The sequence below is a fragment of the Herbaspirillum sp. SJZ099 genome, assembly GCF_007828355.1.
GTDB lineage: Bacteria > Pseudomonadota > Gammaproteobacteria > Burkholderiales > Burkholderiaceae_D > Herbaspirillum.
Window position 1 is genome coordinate 43,442 of the sequence record NZ_VIUO01000011.1, and the last position, 16,883, is coordinate 60,324.

Annotated in this window: 13 protein-coding genes; 8 read left to right on the forward strand and 5 right to left on the reverse strand. The window is 66.0% G+C overall.

What is annotated here, in order from left to right:
• Positions 1–64 precede the first annotated feature (64 nt).
• Entirely contained in the window at positions 65–1,435 is a 1,371-nt protein-coding gene (locus FB597_RS18195; protein WP_144770315.1) for a hypothetical protein, read from the reverse strand.
• A 114-nt stretch (positions 1,436–1,549) separates the two neighbouring features.
• On the reverse strand, positions 1,550–2,170 hold the full coding sequence (locus FB597_RS18200; protein WP_144770316.1) for a response regulator transcription factor: 621 nt from the start codon (positions 2,168–2,170) through the stop codon (positions 1,550–1,552).
• A gap of 114 nt (positions 2,171–2,284) precedes the next feature.
• Between FB597_RS18200 and FB597_RS18205 the strand changes: the two genes are divergently transcribed.
• The 6 genes from FB597_RS18205 to phaP all read left to right on the forward strand — a co-directional run bounded on the left by FB597_RS18205 (position 2,285) and on the right by phaP (position 8,001).
• Positions 2,285–4,057, forward strand: a complete 1,773-nt coding sequence (locus FB597_RS18205; protein WP_144770317.1) for a hybrid sensor histidine kinase/response regulator — start codon at positions 2,285–2,287, stop codon at positions 4,055–4,057.
• Positions 4,058–4,141: 84 nt separating this feature from the next.
• A complete protein-coding gene (locus FB597_RS18210) occupies positions 4,142–5,353 on the forward strand; it encodes an MFS transporter (RefSeq protein WP_141917519.1) in 1,212 nt (403 codons plus the stop codon).
• Between the two features lie 15 nt (positions 5,354–5,368).
• Positions 5,369–5,521 carry a hypothetical protein gene (locus FB597_RS20345; protein WP_183405900.1) on the forward strand — a complete coding sequence of 51 codons (153 nt, stop codon included), beginning with the start codon at positions 5,369–5,371 and terminating at the stop codon, positions 5,519–5,521.
• A gap of 70 nt (positions 5,522–5,591) precedes the next feature.
• Positions 5,592–5,804: a DUF3717 domain-containing protein gene (locus tag FB597_RS18215; protein ID WP_050468602.1), complete on the forward strand. Its 213-nt coding sequence runs from the start codon at positions 5,592–5,594 to the stop codon at positions 5,802–5,804.
• Between the two features lie 156 nt (positions 5,805–5,960).
• Entirely contained in the window at positions 5,961–7,187 is a 1,227-nt protein-coding gene (locus tag FB597_RS18220) for a patatin-like phospholipase family protein (RefSeq protein WP_141917517.1), read from the forward strand.
• Between the two features lie 244 nt (positions 7,188–7,431).
• Entirely contained in the window at positions 7,432–8,001 is a 570-nt protein-coding gene (phaP, locus tag FB597_RS18225) for a TIGR01841 family phasin (protein ID WP_141917514.1), read from the forward strand.
• Between the two features lie 129 nt (positions 8,002–8,130).
• On the opposite strand, the gene FB597_RS18230 is transcribed toward phaP, so the two are convergent.
• Positions 8,131–9,738: an NAD(P)/FAD-dependent oxidoreductase gene (locus FB597_RS18230; protein ID WP_144770318.1), complete on the reverse strand. Its 1,608-nt coding sequence runs from the start codon at positions 9,736–9,738 to the stop codon at positions 8,131–8,133.
• Between the two features lie 229 nt (positions 9,739–9,967).
• A complete protein-coding gene (gene mnmC, locus FB597_RS18235) occupies positions 9,968–11,953 on the reverse strand; it encodes an FAD-dependent 5-carboxymethylaminomethyl-2-thiouridine(34) oxidoreductase MnmC (protein WP_144770319.1) in 1,986 nt (661 codons plus the stop codon).
• Positions 11,954–12,183: 230 nt separating this feature from the next.
• Here mnmC and FB597_RS18240 point away from each other — a divergent pair, with 230 nt between their 5' ends.
• Entirely contained in the window at positions 12,184–12,888 is a 705-nt protein-coding gene (locus FB597_RS18240; RefSeq protein WP_141917506.1) for a GntR family transcriptional regulator, read from the forward strand.
• A gap of 88 nt (positions 12,889–12,976) precedes the next feature.
• A complete protein-coding gene (locus FB597_RS18245; protein ID WP_141917504.1) occupies positions 12,977–13,912 on the forward strand; it encodes an AEC family transporter in 936 nt (311 codons plus the stop codon).
• Positions 13,913–13,959: 47 nt separating this feature from the next.
• Here FB597_RS18245 and FB597_RS18250 read toward each other — a convergent pair whose 3' ends face one another.
• Complete coding sequence (locus FB597_RS18250) at positions 13,960–16,794, reverse strand: EAL domain-containing protein (RefSeq protein WP_144770320.1); 2,835 nt, start codon at positions 16,792–16,794, stop codon at positions 13,960–13,962.
• Positions 16,795–16,883 lie beyond the last annotated feature (89 nt).

The window sequence follows — 16,883 nt, forward strand, 5'->3', positions numbered from 1 at the left end:
AAAGGCATGGCAACGAAAGAGAAAGGAAAACGGGGCCAATCGCGGCGACGCCGGGCAGCGGCGCTCATCGCCGCGCCTGGAAGTTGCCGTTGCCGGTCAGCGTGGCGGCGGCATTTTGCATGCTCCACTGCCCCGCCATCTGCTCGGCCGCCGGGCCGTAAAGCACGCCATTCATCACATAGCCGCTCACGGCCTGGCCGCCATAGGTGCCGGACATGGAGCCGCCGATGTAGCCGCCCATTTGCGTGAGGGTGAAACTGGTGCTGCCCTGGCCGCCGGCAAAAGTCATGCTGCCGGGAATACTGGGCGCCATGCTGTGTATCGTCGAGAAGTCGACCATGGCCTGGAATGTGCCGCTGACTGCCGCGCCATTGTTGAGCGTGCCGCTGACGTTGCCGTTATAGGTCGCCACCAGGTTGGTCGGCCAACTGGCCATCGGCGTCACCAGGCCCGCCGTGACATATTCATAGCTCAGCTGTTGCGACTGTTGCGACAACTGTTGCGATTGTGCGGCGGCGACGGCCGAAAGTTGCCCGGCTCGCTGCAAGGCATCTTGCATGGAGGAAGATAGCGCGCTGGCGTGGGAAGACGCGCTGGCTATCGTCGCTGCGGCAGCGGCAATGAGCGTTTGCGTATCGGCGACGGTGCCCGTGACCGCTATCGCGCCGGCGGTGACCGCTATCCCCGCATCGGGCGCCTCCGCCAATTGCGCCTGTGCCTGCTGGTCGCCCTGTCCGGCGCTGAGATAGGCCGCCAGGGTGCGGCGATCCGGCAGGTGCTCAGCCTGTTCCGGCTGTTTCTGGATCGATTCCTGCGGTTGCTGCTCGGCTTGTTCGAACTGCTTCCCAACCGGTTCTTCCTGTTGCTGCCGGGTTTTCTCCAGCAGCTTCTGCGTCAACTCCTTTTCCTTTTCGGTCAACTCTTGCTGCATCAGCTTGGTTTTTTCCGACTCCTGCTGCTTCTGGGTCTGCTGTTGTTCCTTGATTTGCGCCGGCTGCTTCTGGACCAGCGCCAGCTCTTGCTGTTTCTGCTTGGTTTGCAGCATCAGCTTCTGCAGCAGTTCCTGCCGGCTTTTCTCCGACTCCTGTTTCTGGAGCTGGCCCAGTTCCAGCTGCCGCTGCGCCAATTCCTTCTGCAGTTCTGCGGCGCTGCGCTCGGTTTCCGGCTGGAGCGCGCCCGGCTTGACGGGCTGGATCGTCGGCAGCGATAGCGGCGACACCGATGGCGGCGGCGTCGCTGCAGGAGCGGCGAACTGCTCCTGCACAAGCTGCTGCCGCAAGGCTTCGATCTGGCTGTAGACAGCTTGCAGCGACGCTTCGTTGAGCGACTGTGCCTGTGCGACGGTACTGGCCAGCAAGGCGAGCATGCCGGCGGCGCAGGCGGCCGGCCGGCCATGCGCGGCACGCGGCAAAGGGAAACGATGCGGTACGGGCATGGCACAATGCCGAACAAGCTTTCGGCCAATGTTGGAGAGCCCCCATGCTAAGAGCCGGCCATCTCCCGGTAAATACTGCATATGCAGTATTTTGTGCGCGCCGCCAACGCCTTACTATCGAGGCAGTGCACTGGAACGCAACACATAGGCCGTTACTTCGGCGACATTGTGCAGGGACAGTTTCCCCATCAGATTCTGGCGGTGCTTGCGCACCGTCAGCACGGAGAGATTGAGTTTCTCGGCGATATCGCTGCTGGACTGGCCGCGCGCGATCATCGCCAGGATCTGCTGCTCGCGCGCCGTAATCGGCGCCTCTTCGGGGGCGGGCGGCAGTGCCGACCGTTGCGCCAGGCCCTTGCTGAGATAGACGATGCCCGACAGCACCAGGGCGATCGCATATAGCAGTTCCTCTGCATTCTCGTGCTTGAGCACATAGCCGTCGGCGCCGGCCTCGAAGGCCGCCTCGACCGATGCCGCGCTGGGACTGGCGGTGAGGATCAGCACCCGCGTGCCGCCGTGCCCGGCCTTGATCTTGCGGGTCAGTTCCACGCCGTGGCAACCCGGCAGGTCGAGATCGAGCAACAACAGGTCGGGCCGGTTTTCCCGCACCAGGCATTCGACCTCGTCGCCGTGGCCGGTATCGGCCACCACCCGCAGATCGGGCCTGGTGGAAATGAGCAGTTTCAAGCCATCGCGAATGATCGCGTGGTCTTCCGCCAGTACGATGGTTTTCATTGTTGCCCCCCGGTCGACGCAGCCCCTTTGTGTGCGCCGATATTACAATAAACCCGATGCCTTGCCCGCGGGAAAATACCCTGGCATTGCCGCCGCCACCATTGCATAAGAACAATGACAACCCTGCTCCCGACCTCGGACCGCGCTGTCTATCTCGAACTGGTCAACACCCTGTATCGGCAGTCGCCGCCGATCTTCCTGGGCAATATCGCGGTGGCCAGCCTGACGGTCTTCCTGCTGTGGGGCCAGGTGCCGCATGCATTGCTGCTCGGCTGGGCGGGAGCGATCTGCCTGGTCACGGCGATCCGCATCGCCATGGTCTGGCGCGACCTGCGCGGCGGCGCGCACCTGCCGGCGACGACATCGGCGCGCTGCTGGCGCTACGTGGCATGGGCCGGCATCTCGGGCTGCCTGTGGGGCGCGATGGGGCCGCTCTTCTTCGCGCCGGACAATACCGTCATCACCGTCTATACCTGCATCGTGCTGGCCGGCATGACCGGCGGCTCGGTCGCTTCGTTGTCGTCGTTCTGGCCGGCCTACTATGCCTATGCGTTGCCGACCGTGCTGCCGTTCGCGCTACGTTCGTTCGCCCATGACACGCCGCTGTTTTCGGTACTGGGCGTGCTTTCGCTGTTCCTGCTGGGCGTCAACCTGGCCTATAGCCGGGTGATCCAGCGCACCGTGCGCGACGCCATCGCGCTGCGCTTCGAGAACACGGCGCTGATCCGCCAACTGACCGAGGAAAAGGAGCGCGCCGAACTGGCCAACCGCAGCAAGTCGCAATTCCTGGCCGCCGCCAGCCACGACCTGCGCCAGCCCACGCATGCGCTGGGCCTGTACATCGCCGCCTTGCGCATGGCGGCACAGGCCTCGCAGATCGAACGCGCCACGATCGAAACCCTGGCCGAACGGCTGCAGTCGGCACTGCTGGGCATGTCGCAGCTACTGAATGTGCTGCTGGATATTTCGCGCCTTGACGCCGGCGTCATCCAGGTCGAACCGCGCCGCCTGCGCCTGCAGGAGACATTCGACGCCCTGGAAAACCAGTTCGCCCAGGCCGCCGCCGCCAAAGGCCTGCGCCTGAAAGTGCGCCCGACCCCGGCCTGGATCGACACCGACCCGGTACTGCTGCAGAACGTCCTGGCCAATCTCCTTTCCAATGCGGTGCGCTATACCGAACGGGGCCGCATCCTGCTGGCTTGCCGACGCCGCCGCGGCCTGCTGGAGATATGCGTGATGGATACCGGCATCGGCATTGCCGCCGACCATTTCGACAGCATCTTCCGCGAGTTCTACCAGGTCGAGAACATCGCGCGCGATCGCGAACAGGGCCTGGGGCTGGGCCTGGCGATCGTGCAGCGCACCGCCGACCTGATCGGCGCCCGCATCGCGCTGCGTTCGGCGGTCGGCCAAGGCTCCTGCTTTTCGGTGAGCCTGCCATCCCGGCATGAACCGGCCGCCGGTCAGGCCAGCGCGCCGGCCGCGCCGCACCGGCCGGACATAGCCCGGCGCACGGTGCTGGTGGTCGACGACGACAAGCAAGTGCTCGACGGCATGTCGATCCTGCTGGCCAGTTGGGGGTATGCCGTGCTGGCCGCGCGCTCGCGCGAACAGGCGGTGGGCGTGCTGGCCGATGGCACGCCGGAGCTGGTGCTGACCGACTTCCGGCTGGCCGCGGGCGTCACCGGCATCGACGTGATCCGCGCCGTGTCGATGGCGCTGGGAAGCGAGGTGCCGGCCATCATCGTCACCGGCGACACTTCGCCGCAAGGCATCGGCCTGGCCAGCGCCAGCGGCTTCCCGGTGCTGCACAAGCCGCTGGACCCGGCCGCGCTGCAAGCCGCCATCGCCACCCAGTTAGGTACGCAGCCATACCGCCTGGCCTGAAAGGGGCCGCCGGCACCGCCGGCGCCTTTGCAGTAAACTCCCCGGGATCAAAAATACGATAAAAAACCTCAAGGGAAGAGACACATGTTCCAAACCGACCGTACCCCCGATTTCAAGACCGTGCTGCTGGCCAGCGGCGTGGTGCTCACGCTGGCCATGGGCGTGCGCCATGGGTTGGGCTTCTGGCTGCAGCCGATGTCGCAAGCGCATGGCTGGACGCGCGAAACCTTCTCGCTGGCCATCGCCATGCAAAACCTGATGTGGGGCGCCATCGGTCCCTTCGCCGGCATGGCCTGCGACCGTTTCGGCACGGCGCGCGTGATCGTGCTGGGCGCGTTCCTGTATGCGGCCGGACTAATGTGGATGGCGCTGGTGGCGCAACCGGCGCTGTTCGTGGTGGGCTCGGGCGTGCTGATCGGCGCGGCGCTGGCCTGTACCGCCTTCGGCGCGGTGAGCGGCATCGTCGGCCGCAGCGCACCGCCGGAAAAACGCTCCTGGGCCTTCGGCATTTCTTCCGCGGCCGGCTCCTTCGGCCAGTTCATGATGATGCCGGTGGAGCAGCAACTGATCTCGCTGGCCGGCTGGCAACAGGCGTTCTTCTGGCTGGCCGCGCTGGTGCTGGTGGCGATGCTGCCGATGGCGATGCGCCTGCGGGAGCCGCCGCTGGTGAAGGCGGCGCAAGAGCAAAGCATCGCCGAGGCGGTGCGCGAGGCGTTCGCCTACCGTCCCTTCCAGCTGCTGGTGGCGGGCTACTTCGTGTGCGGCTTCCAGGTGGTGTTCATCGGCGCGCACCTGCCCTCCTACCTGAAGGACAAGGGCATCATGGATCCGAATGTGGCGGTGGTGGCGCTGGCGCTGATCGGCCTGTTCAACATCTTCGGCTCCTACTACGCCGGCAAGCTGGGCGGCCTGCTGCCCAAGCGCTTCCTGCTGGCGGGCATCTATTTCTCGCGCACGGTGGCGATCGCGCTGTTCCTGGCCGCGCCGCTGTCGGCCTGGTCGGTGTATGTCTTCGCGGCGGCGATGGGGCTCCTGTGGCTGTCGACCGTGCCGCTGACCAACGGCATCGTGGCCGGCATTTTCGGCGTGAAGCACCTGTCGATGCTGTCAGGCTTCGTGTTCTTCTCGCACCAGGTCGGCAGCTTTCTGGGCGTGTGGCTGGGCGGCTGGCTGTTTACCCGTGAAGGCAGCTATGACACGGTGTGGGCCATCACGCTGGCGCTGGGCATCTTCGCCACGCTGATCAACTTGCCGGTGCGCGAGCAGGCGATTGCCCGCCCGCTGGCGGTGAACTGAGTGGAGAACTTTGCCGTGGCCAGACGCTCTGAGCATGTTCGCGCCGGACGCTGGCGACGCCTGTCGCTGGCGCTGGCCGGCGCGGGCGTGCTGGCGGCGATATTTCTTGCCTACCTGCAACCGGCATTCATCGTCGACCTGGCGAACCGGATTTACCTGTGTTTTTAGACAGTAGTGCAGCCGAATTGCGCTAGAATGGGCCGATCCGCTCCCATGCACCGTCACCAACAAGAAACCCATGCTCTCCCTCACCGACCTCGAACAAGCCATCAACTACTGGCGCCAGCAGCGCCCCGCCACCGGCGAGGAATGCGCGCTGTCGCCCGAGGTGAACGCGCTGGCCGACCTGTACGCGATGATGATCTACGACCACCGCCATGAAGTGGCGCTGGACGAAATGGGCACCCAGGCGCGCCAGCTGGTGGAGTCCTGGCAAGGCACGCGCGCCTGAGCTTGCCCTGCCCCATATTTCTTTCACTCCGCCGCACATCCTCCCTCTGTAACCGCGCTATGCTAGAACCCCGCTGGCGGATTGGCAGCGCGGATGTCTACTGAACGTTTCCGTTTCCGCCCGATCTTTTCCTGAGAGATTTCAAAAGGAAGGAACATGCGCAAGATCCCCGAGCAGACAGCCCCTGCCGGCCGCCGCAAGGCGGTGCCGGCCAGGCCCGCCGCGCGCTCCCGCGACCAAGCCGAACCCGGCAAGCCCCGGGTGGCTCTGGTGCTGCAAGGCGGCGGCGCGCTGGGCGCCTACCAGGCCGGGGTCTACCAGGCCTTGCATGAGAACGGCCTGACGCCGGACTGGGTGGTCGGCACCTCGATCGGCGCCATCAATGCCGCCATCATCGCCGGCAACCCGCGCGAGACGCGCATCGCGCGCCTGCGCGAGTTCTGGGAAACGGTGGCCCATCCCGACCTGTTCGACCTGCAGCATCTGCCCGACAACCTGCGCCTGCTGTCCACCCGGCTGACCACGCTCGATACCTTCATGCGCGGCGCGCCGGGCTTCTTCCGGCCGCGCCCGCCCAACCCGTTCGCCCTGGGCCTGCCGGTGCCGCCCGAGGACGCCAGCTTCTATAGCACCGCCGAGCTGCGGGAGACGCTGGCGCGGCTGGTCGACTTCGAGTACCTCAACCGCAAGGCCGGCATCCGCATGACGGTCAGCGCCGTCAAGGTGACGTGCGGCACGCTGGTCAAGTTCGACTCCGCCACCCGCCCCATCGGTCCCGAGCACATCATGGCCAGCGGCGCGCTGCCGCCGGGCTTCGCGCCGGTGCGCATCGACGGCGAGCTGTACTGGGATGGCGGCTTGTATTCCAACACCCCGCTGGAAGCGGTCCTCAACGATGAGCCGCGCATGAATACGCTGTGCATGATGGTCGACCTGTGGCATGCCGACGGCCCCGAGCCCACAACGCTGGAAGAAGTGCAGACGCGCGAAAAGGATGTGACCTTCGCCTCGCGCTCGCAGCGCCATATCGATGCCTATCTCAAGCAATACCAGTTGCGCCGCGCCGCGCACGACCTTTACCAGCGCCTGCCGCCGGTCATGCTCACCGCCGCCGACCGCAAGATGATGGCCGAGCTGGGCGCCGACACCACCATCCACATCGTGCGCCTGCCCTATGCCGGGCGCGACTGGAACATGGCGTCCAAGGATGTCAATTTCGGGCGCGGATCGCTGCTGTGGCGCTGGGACCAGGGTTACCAGGATGGCCTGCGCGGTATCGAAGTCAGCGCCGGCTGCCAGTTTGAGTCTTCCGAGGCGGGCATTGTGGTGCATGAGCTTCCGACCGGCGAAACCCGGGTGAAAGTGTCCGAACGTTCGTCTTGATTGGCCGCAAAGCCGCGCCGGGATTGGGCGTCGCATATTTTCGACGATGTTACAAATTATTTTGTGCGGCGCACAAAATTCACTTGACCTCCCCAAAGAAGTGCATAAAATAGGAATTGTTGCGGCGCACAAATCATGATTGTTGGTTGATTCTGGTCGAAAGCCGCTGTGGAAGGCCGTTTGTTTATCCATACCGGCTGTTCGTTTAGTGCATCAAATCGTCATTAACATCAAGGAGATGAACATGTTTTCGTACCAAGATCAGTTTTCCGCCGCCACCAAATCCAACCTGCAAGCCCAGCTGGATCTGATCAACACCCTGACCGCCAAGGCTTTCGAAGGCGTGGAAAAGATCGTCGAGCTGAACCTGTCGGCCACCAAGGCTTCGCTGGAAGAATCCGCCGCCGCCGCCAAGCAACTGGCCGCTGCCAAGGACCCTCAGGAACTGCTGGCGCTGGCCGCCGCGCAAGCCCAGCCGGGCGCTGAAAAGGCTGCCGCTTACGGCCGCCACCTGGCCGGCATCGTTTCGGCCACGCAAGCTGAATTCACCAAGGCTGCCGAAGCCCAGGTCGCCGAAACCAGCCGCAAGGTCGGCGCCCTGATCGACGAGATCAGCAAGAACGCGCCCCCGGGTTCGGAACAGGCGATTTCGCTGCTCAAGGCGACCCTGTCCAACGCCAACGCCGGCTACGAACAGCTGACCAAGAGCACCAAGCAAGCCGTCGAAACGCTGGAAGCCAACCTGAGCAACGCCGCCAAGCAATTCACCGCGGTTGCGGAAAAAACGGCTGCGACTACCCGCTCCAAGAAGTAATCGGCAGGCAAGCGACAGCGACAAGCAACAACACGCAGACACGCAGCAGTCAAAAGCTGCAGGCAAACGACAAAGGCCGCTCCGGGAAACCGGAGCGGCCTTTGTCTTGTCTGCCGGATGCTTAGTCCCTTACTGCCGGCCGATGATATCCAGCGCCAGCGCCTCGGCCACGCGGATGCCGTCGATGGCGGCCGACATGATGCCGCCGGCATAACCGGCGCCTTCGCCGGCCGGATACAGCCCCTTGGTATTCAAGCTTTGCAGCGTATGGTCGTCGCGCTTGATGCGGATCGGGGAAGAGGTGCGGGTCTCGATGCCGGTCAGCACGGCGTCATGCATCGAATAGCCGCGGATCTGCTTGTCGAAGGCCGGCAGCGCCTCGCGGATGGCGTCGATGGCGTACTTGGGCAACGACGGGTTGAGGTCGCCCAGCTTGACGCCCGGCTTGTAGGACGGCTCCACGCTGCCCAGCGCCGTGGAGGGACGGTTGGCGATGAAGTCGCCCACCAGTTGCGCCGGCGCGTCGTAGTTGCCGCCGCCCAGTTCATAGGCGCGGCTTTCCCATTCGCGCTGGAAGGCGATGCCGGCCAGCGGGTGGCCGGGATAGTCGGCCGGAGTGATGCCGACCACGATGCCGCTGTTGGCGTTGCGCTCGTTGCGCGAATACTGGCTCATGCCGTTGGTGACCACACGGCCCGGCTCCGAGGTGGCCGCCACCACGGTGCCGCCCGGGCACATGCAGAAACTGTAGACCGAACGGCCGTTGGAGGCGTGGTGCACCAGCTTGTAGTCGGCCGCGCCGAGGATGGGATGGCCGGCGCTGGGGCCGAAGCGGCACTTGTCGATCAGCGACTGCGGATGTTCGGCGCGAAAGCCGATCGAGAACGGCTTGGCCTCGATGTAGACGCCGCGCTCGTACAGCATCTCGAAGGTGTCGCGCGCGCTGTGGCCGATGGCCAATACCACATGGTCGGCCGCGATCTGCTCGCCCGAGGCCAGGGTCAGGCCGCGGATCTGGCCGTCTTCGATCAGCACATCCTCGACGCGCTGCTCGAAGCGGAATTCGCCGCCCAGCTGCTCGATCTTCTCGCGCATCAACTGGATCATCTTCACCAGGCGGAAGGTGCCGATGTGCGGCTTGCTGACGTACATGATCTCGGGCGGCGCGTCGGCGGCGACGAATTCCTTGAGCACCTTGCGGCCGTAATGCTTGGGGTCCTTGACCTGGCTGTAGAGCTTGCCGTCGGAGAAGGTGCCGGCGCCACCCTCGCCGAACTGGACGTTGGACTCGGGCTTGAGTTCGCGCTGGCGCCATAGGCCCCAGGTGTCCTTGGTGCGTTCGCGCACGGTCTTGCCGCGCTCCAGGATGATCGGGTTGAAGCCCATCTCGGCCAGGACCAGCGCGGCGAACAGCCCGCACGGGCCGAAGCCGATCACCACCGGACGCTGCTTCAGGCCGGCCGGCGCCCGGCCGACGAAGTGGTAGCCGGTATCGGGCGTGGGACCGACATTGGTTTTGTTCTTGTTGCGCGCCAGCACCTGCGCTTCGTCCTTCACTTCCACATCGATGGTGTAGGTGAGGATCACGGCGCTCTTCTTGCGCGCGTCGTAGCTGCGGCGAAACAGCGTGAAGCCGACCAGCTCGTCGGCGGCGATGCCCAGGCGTTCCAGGATCGCGGCGTTCAGGTCGTCTTCCGTATGGTCCAGCGGAAGGAATAGCTCATTGATGCGCAACATGTGCGGGGACTTTCCAGTGTGGCTTGAAATGCATGGGAGCGGCGCAGCCGAGGGCGTCGTCCCGGCGGACGAACCCGGCGCGGGCCCCGGCGGACAGGGCGCAAGGCGGGCTGCGCGAAAGGCGACATTCTACTCCAGCCGGGGCTGGCCGGCCCAGTGGGCGGGCTGCCGCGCTTTGGGACGGCCGCGCCCCAGGCATGCCAACAACCCGCGGCGTGCCCGGCCGGCATCAGCAATCGTCGGCCCCCGCCGTCCCGGCGTCGGCTTTCCAGACGAAGCGTGCCGGATCGAGCGCGGCCAGCAAGTCGCGCGGCAGCGGCAGCGGCTCGCGCTCCAGCATCGCCGCCAGGAGTTCGGCCATGAGCGGCGCCCAGATCAGCCCGCGCGAAGCGTAGCCCAGCAAACCGTACAAGCCAGCATGGCGCGGCACCGCTTCCGGCCGCGTGGGCGCCAGCGCGGCGGCGGCCTCCATGTCGGGCAAGGCGCCCGCCAGCGGCAGGCGGTCGGGGGCGATGCAGCGGAAGCCGACGCGGCCCGGCAGATTGGCCGCTTGCGCATCCGGCACGGCGTAATGTTGATCGATCCCCGGCAGCATATTGCGCAGGCGCTGCAGGTTCTCGGCATGGCTGCCGGCGCGCAGGCCGGTGTCGCCGTCGCGGTCGTAGCTGGCGCCCATGCATACGCTGCCGCCATAGGGACGGGTCAGGTAGCCGTCGCCGCACAAGGCCACCGGCAGCTCGGGAAACCCTGCCGCCGGCAGGTGCGTGACCTGTCCGCGCACCGCGTTCAGCGGCAGCGATGCGCTCTGCGCCAGCGCGCGCGCCTGGGCGCCGGCGGCAAGGATCACCACCGGCGCTTGCGCGATGATGTGCCCCGCCGGATCCAGCGCCTGCCAATGCCCGTCGTCGCGACGCAAGGCCGCCGCCTGCCGGCCGAAATGGGTGGCCAGCGCCCCGCCCTGCTGCGCCACGGCCAGCAGGCGACGGCATACCGACGGCGGATTCAGCCAGCCGGCCTGCGGGAAGAAATAGCCGCCGCCCATGACCGGCATGCCCAGCAGCGCGCGCGCCTGTTCCGCGTCCATCCAGCGGGCGTATTCGGGGGGGTAGTTCCAGTCTTGCGCGCCCTGTTCGAAAGACAGCGCCTGCCTGGCGTCGCGGCCGAACTGCAGGATGCCGCAGCGCTCGCCGGCAATGGCCGCATCCGCCGCCGTACCGACGCCGCCCAGCCGCTCCCAGTGGCGCCCGGCGAATAGGAAGGCGGCCCGCGTCAGGCGCGCCAGCGGGCTGTCGTCGCGCGCCAGCGCCGGCATGAACAGCCCGCCGTGGTTGCCGGAAGCCTGGGTGGCCGGCCCGTTGCCGGCCTCCACCAGGTCGATGCGCCAGCCGCGCGCGGCCAGGCGTTCGGCGATGGCGCAACCGGCCAGGCCGGCGCCGATCACCAGCGCGTGGCGCGCATGTTCCGGTTGGCGCCGCAAGGGGGTCGCGGCCGCGGCCACATGCGAGGGCGGCCGCGGCCATGCCGGCGCGTAATGTAACAACAGCGGTAATAACGGCGGCAATCCAGGCGGCAAAGCCGGCGCGCCGGTGAAGCCGACCTGGCGCATGGCGCCAGCCGTGGCCGCGCCGTCGAACACCAGCGCGCGTGCGCCGGTCCAGGCCAGGCGCGCGAGGCGCTTGCAGGCATGCGGGTTCCAATCGGATGCGGCGGCGTCGAAATCCTGCTGCCGCCCGTGCAGGTAGAACAAGTCGCACGGCGCTTCCAGGCGCGCCAATTCTTCGTCGAGCGGGCCGAACACCAGGGTCAGCGTCACACGGCCTTCATCCAGCAGCAACCGGTGCGTGCCGGGCAGCAACAGCGGCCACGCCGCGCGCAACCGGTCGGCGTAAGGCGCCAGTTCTTGCCAGCCGGCATGCAGCGCCAGCAGTTGTCCGACGGTGCAGGGATGCGGCTGGATCGCCACATAATGCAAACGCTGCGCCCCGCCCTGCGCGCGCATCCGGTCGAAACGCCGCCAACTGGAAAGGAAGGCCAGCCCGGCGCCGAAATGCAGATCCAGGATGGCCGGGCTGTGTTGCTCTTGCAGGCAGGCATCCAACCCGGCTTGCGGCATCGCCAGCAGTTGCGCCATATGGCCGGCGTCGCCGCTATGCGGGTCGGCGCGCCAGGCGGCAAGCAGGTTGGCAGAGGCTGGGATGACGGGACGGGCGGGCATGGCGTTTCGGTATCAGGTTCGGCCAGTTGGAAGGCCGCCATTCTACGCCCTCGCCTGGCGCCGGACGCTGCGGCTTGACAAAGCTGCGGCGCAGCAATAATCTGCATACAGAACACGAAAATGGCGTTTTGTGGGAAACCGGCCGGGGCCGACATTTTCCCGATGTCCGGCTTTTCCATCTTGCGCCGTTCTTTGCCTTACCATTCCGATTCCTTTTTAGCGGCAGCTCCATGTACAAAATCGACGCTCCGGCGCAACTGATCGAGCAGGTCTACGATGCCATCCTGGATGCGATCTGCTCCGGCACGCTGGCGCCCAACGAAAAAATCACGCAGGAAGGCCTGGCCGAACAGCTGGGCGTATCGCGCCAACCCATCCTGCAGGCTTTCCAGCTGCTCAAGCGCCAGGGTTTCATCGAAGATGCCGGGCGCAAAGGCGTGATGGTGACGGCACTCGATCCGACCAGGCTGATGCAGCTCTACCAGGTGCGCTCGGTGCTGGACGGCCTGGCCGCGCGCGAGGCCGCCGAGCGCTGGAAGCGGGACGGCGATGAACGCAGCGCCGGCGAGCGCGAGGGCCGCGCCCTGATCGCCGCCGGACGCGCCGTCTCGGACATGGGCGACCTGTCGGCGCGCATCGTGGCCGACATGAACTTCCACCAGTTCATCTACCGCAGCTGCGGCAACCCGATGGTGGGCGAGACCACCGCCCTCCACTGGCACCACATCCGCCGCGCCATGGGCGCCATCCTCTCGTCGGACGTGCGCTCCCACATCGCCGTGTGGGACGAGCATGAAGCCATCCTGCAGGCCATCATCGATGGCCGCGCGGCGGTGGCCGACAAGCTGGCGCGCCAGCATGCCGAAAGCGCGGCCGAACACCTGGCGCGGGTGCTGACCAGTGAAGAGTACGCATCGAAGAGGAAGCAGGCCTGATCCCGCCTGCGCCCTCGGGCCGACCGGCGCCGCTTACCCCATACAGACAATCACCATCACCTCCTGCGCAGCATCGCTGCGCGCCGCCATGCTCGCCATCTTCAATATCGTCTTCCCGATCTTCGCGCTGATCTTCCTCGGCTGGGCCTGTCGCAAGCGCCATATCCTCTCGGCGGGCGCGGCCAGCGAGCTGAACCGCTTCGTGATCTACCTGGGCCTGCCGGCGTTGCTGTTCGATTCGATGTCGCGGCTCACGCCGGCCGACTTCGCCAATGTGCGCTTCATCGGCGTGTTCGCCGCCGGGGTGGCCATCGTATTCTTGCTGACCGGCTGGATACGCGCACGCCAGAAAGCCCCCGCGGCCGATCTCATCATCGACAGCCTGGGCGCGTCCTACGCCAATGTCGGCTTCATCGGCATTCCCTTGTGTTACCTGGCGTTCGGTCACGATGGCCTGCCGCCGTCGGTGATCGCCATGGTGATGACCGCCTGCCTGCTGTTCGCAGTCGCCATCGTGCTGCTGGAAACCTGCCTGCATGCCGGGGCCGGCCTGGGGCAAACGGTGTTCAAGGTGGGCCGTTCGCTGGTGCGCAACCCGATCATGATCGCGCCGGTCGCCGGGATCGCGGTGGCGCTGTCGGGCCTGGCCATTCCCAGCGGCGTGCAGCAGCTGTTCAAGATCCTGGGCGGCGCGGCCAGCCCTTGCGCGCTGGTGTCACTGGGCTTGTTCCTGGCCCAGCCGGTGCGCCACGACGAAGGCGTTTCGGTGTCGCTGCTGGTGGTGTTCAAGCTGCTGCTGCAGCCGGCGGTGACGGCGGTGCTGGCGTACTGGGTGTTTCCGCTGCCGCGCCTGTGGGCCGACAGCGCGGTACTGCTGGCGGCCATGCCGATCGGCACCGGCCCCTTCATGCTGGCCGAGTTATATCAGCGCGAGGTGGCCGGGATGTCGCGCGCGATCCTGGTATCCACTACCTTGTCATTGCCGACCGTGGCCTTGATCCTGGCGTGGATCGGTCGCCATTGAAGCGGGCCGTCCAAGGCAAAAGGCCGGCGGGCCATTGCGCGCGCCGCTCAGACCACGGCCCGCTCCTGCCTCAATAGCTGCTCGAATTTCTCGGCCGGCACCGGCGGGCTGAACAGGTAGCCCTGGATCTCGTCGCAGCCGTAGTGACGCAGGTAATCCAGCTGCTCGTCGGTTTCCACGCCTTCGGCGATTACGCGCAGCTTCAGGTGGCGCGCCAGCGAGATGATGGAGGCGGTGATGGCGGCGTCGTCGGCATCGATGGTGATGTCGCGCACGAAGGAGCGGTCGATCTTGAGCACGTCGATGGGGAAGCGCTTGAGATAGGCCAGCGAGGAATAGCCGGTGCCGAAGTCGTCGATCGACAGGCGCACGCCCAGCTCCTTGAGGCCGCCCAGGATGCCGATGGCGTGCTCGACATCGGTCATCATCAGGCTTTCCGTCAATTCCAGTTCCAGCGAGGCCGGCGGCAGGCCGGTGTCTTCCAGCACCTCGGCAATCGAGGTCACCAGGTCCTTCTGCAGGAATTGCCCCACCGACAGGTTGACCGAGACGCTGATGTCGTCATGCCCGCCGAGCTGCCAGCGGCGGCACTGGACGCAGGCCGTGCGCAGCACCCAGGCGCCGATCGGCAGGATCAGCCCGGTTTCTTCGGCCAGGCCGATGAAACGCGCCGGCGAGACCATGCCCAGTTGCGGATGCTGCCAGCGGATCAGCGCCTCGCTGCCGACGACGCGGCCGCTGGCGAGGTCGACCTTGGGCTGGTAATGCAGCAGGAACTCATTGTTCTCCAGCGCGCCACGCAGGTCGGCTTCGATGCGCAGGCGTTCCAGCGCCTGCTCGTTCATGGCCGGCGTGTAGAACTGGAAGTTGTTGCGCCCGGTCTGCTTGCCGCGGTACATGGCGATGTCGGCGTGCCTGATCAGGGTCTCGCCGTCGATGCCGTCGGCCGGGTAGCAGGCCACGCCGATGCTGCAGGTCATGAACAGCGTATGGCCGCCCAGCGCGATGGGCGCGGCCACCGCATCCATGATGCGTTGCAGGCTGCGGGTGTCGAGCGTGAGCTCGTCCTGCTCGGGCAGGATCATGATGAATTCGTCGCCGCCCAGGCGCGCCACCGTGTCGGCCTCGCGCACCGCCGCGCGCAGGCGCCCGGCCACGGTGCGCAGCAGGGTGTCGCCGGCCTTGTGGCCCAGCGTGTCGTTGACGAACTTGAAACGGTCGAGGTCGACGAACACCAGCCACAGCGCCTGCTTCTGCCGTTCGGCGTTGCCGATGGCCTGGTCCAGGTGGTGGCGCAGCATGTGGCGGTTGATCAGGCCGGTGAGCGTATCGCGGCTGGCCTGGAATTCCAGTTCGGCCTCGTAGCGTTTCATGGAGGTGATGTCGTAGAGCGCCGCCACGAAGTGCGTCGCGGCGCCGTTGTCGTCCCTCACCGGCGCGATGTAGAAATCGTTCCACAGCTCCGAGCCGTCCTTGTGGTAGTTGCGCAGCACCACGTTGTACTCGCGCTGCTCGCGCATGGCGTTCCACACGGCTTCGAAGCCGCCGGGGTCGCTGTCGCGTCCTTCCAGGAAGCGGATGCTGCGGCCCATGGCTTCGGCCGGGCTGTAGCCGGTGATGCGGCCGAACGCCGGGTTGACGTATTCGATCGGGTAATCCGGTTCCTGGGCGGAGAGGATGATGATGGCGTTGGCGCTGGCTTCGATGGCCTGGTGGCGCAGTTGCAGGGCGCGCTCGGCCAGGCGGCGCGCCTTGATATCGTCGGACAGCAGCGCATTGGTGTGGCGCAGCTCGGCGGTCTTTTCCTCGACCAGGCGCTGCACGCGATCCGAACGCAGCGCCAGCGCGCGCAGGTAGGCCGCGCCCAGCAGGGAGGAAATGATGCCGGCCAGCAAGATCAGCAGCGAGCCGTAATGGTCGGAAAACACCGAACGCGGGGGCGTGCTGATTTCCACATGCCAGGTCTGGCCGGCGATGTCGAAGCTGGTCATGATGCTGGACGGTTCACGGAACAGGTTGCCCAGCGTCGCCAGTTGCGCATGGCTTTGCACCATCGCGCTGTCATGGCGGTACACCAGGCTGGACTCATCGGCTTGCGGGCCGACGAAGATACGCAGGCCGATCTGCTCGTCGCCCAGCAAACCGGCGCCGTCCAGGATCTTGCTCACCAATTCGGTCACCTGCAGCACGGCGGCGGTGTCGCCGATCATGATGGCGCGCCGCTCATCGACATTGTTGGGCTGGATGCCGCCGCGGTAGACCGGTTGCAGCAACAACAGGCCGCGTTCGTCGGCCCCCAGCTGGACCAGGCGGATCGGCAGCGTCGATGCCGGACGGCCGCTGGCCAGCGCCGTTTCCAATGCCTGCCTGAAGGTCTGGTTGGCGCTCATGTCCAGGCCCAGCGCGGACCGGTTGCTGCTGATCGGCTCGATGTAATCGACCACCAGGTAGAACGGACGCTGGGGCGCCCGCTCCTGCTTGCCGTCGGCCAGGGTGGTGATCTGGAAATCGGGGGCAATGCCCTGGCGCAAGGCTTCGAACACCTGCCGGTCGTCGTCGGCGACGAAGCGGTGGACGGCGAAGGCGCGTACATACGGATAGCGCTCCAGCAGCGGCTCGGTGAAGTTGCGGAATTGCTGGCGGGTGGGATCGCCGACGGTGGCGTAGAAATGGTTGATCGTCGACAACACCTGCACGGCCTCTTCCAGGCCGCGCTGCACGGTGAAGGTGCGCAAGGCCGCCCGGCGGTCGAAATCCAGGCTGACAGCGTCGTCTTCCAGGTGGCTGGTGGCGATGAATACCACTATGGTTGCGCACAGCCCCAGCATCAGCGTAAGCGATGCCGACAACGTTGCCCCCAGCTTGTTGATCACACGCCGCATAACCGAATCGTTATCTTTTTAACGATACCGATAATAATCTGGTCTTCGTCAAATTATTAAAAACACCAGATTTATTTTTATCGGCGGCC

Excerpts from the sequence above, each read along its gene's own strand:
- FB597_RS18245 (WP_141917504.1), top strand. The coding sequence starts at position 12,977 with ATGCTCGCCATCTTCAATATCGTCTTCCCGATCTTCGCGCTGATCTTC.
- FB597_RS18195 (WP_144770315.1), bottom strand. The coding sequence starts at position 1,435 with ATGCCCGTACCGCATCGTTTCCCTTTGCCGCGTGCCGCGCATGGCCGG.
- FB597_RS18205 (WP_144770317.1), top strand. The coding sequence starts at position 2,285 with ATGACAACCCTGCTCCCGACCTCGGACCGCGCTGTCTATCTCGAACTG.
- phaP (WP_141917514.1), top strand. The coding sequence starts at position 7,432 with ATGTTTTCGTACCAAGATCAGTTTTCCGCCGCCACCAAATCCAACCTG.
- FB597_RS18250 (WP_144770320.1), bottom strand. The coding sequence starts at position 16,794 with ATGCGGCGTGTGATCAACAAGCTGGGGGCAACGTTGTCGGCATCGCTT.
- FB597_RS18220 (WP_141917517.1), top strand. The coding sequence starts at position 5,961 with ATGCGCAAGATCCCCGAGCAGACAGCCCCTGCCGGCCGCCGCAAGGCG.
- mnmC (WP_144770319.1), bottom strand. The coding sequence starts at position 11,953 with ATGCCCGCCCGTCCCGTCATCCCAGCCTCTGCCAACCTGCTTGCCGCC.
- FB597_RS18230 (WP_144770318.1), bottom strand. The coding sequence starts at position 9,738 with ATGTTGCGCATCAATGAGCTATTCCTTCCGCTGGACCATACGGAAGAC.
- FB597_RS18240 (WP_141917506.1), top strand. The coding sequence starts at position 12,184 with ATGTACAAAATCGACGCTCCGGCGCAACTGATCGAGCAGGTCTACGAT.
- FB597_RS18215 (WP_050468602.1), top strand. The coding sequence starts at position 5,592 with ATGCTCTCCCTCACCGACCTCGAACAAGCCATCAACTACTGGCGCCAG.
- FB597_RS18200 (WP_144770316.1), bottom strand. The coding sequence starts at position 2,170 with ATGAAAACCATCGTACTGGCGGAAGACCACGCGATCATTCGCGATGGC.
- FB597_RS18210 (WP_141917519.1), top strand. The coding sequence starts at position 4,142 with ATGTTCCAAACCGACCGTACCCCCGATTTCAAGACCGTGCTGCTGGCC.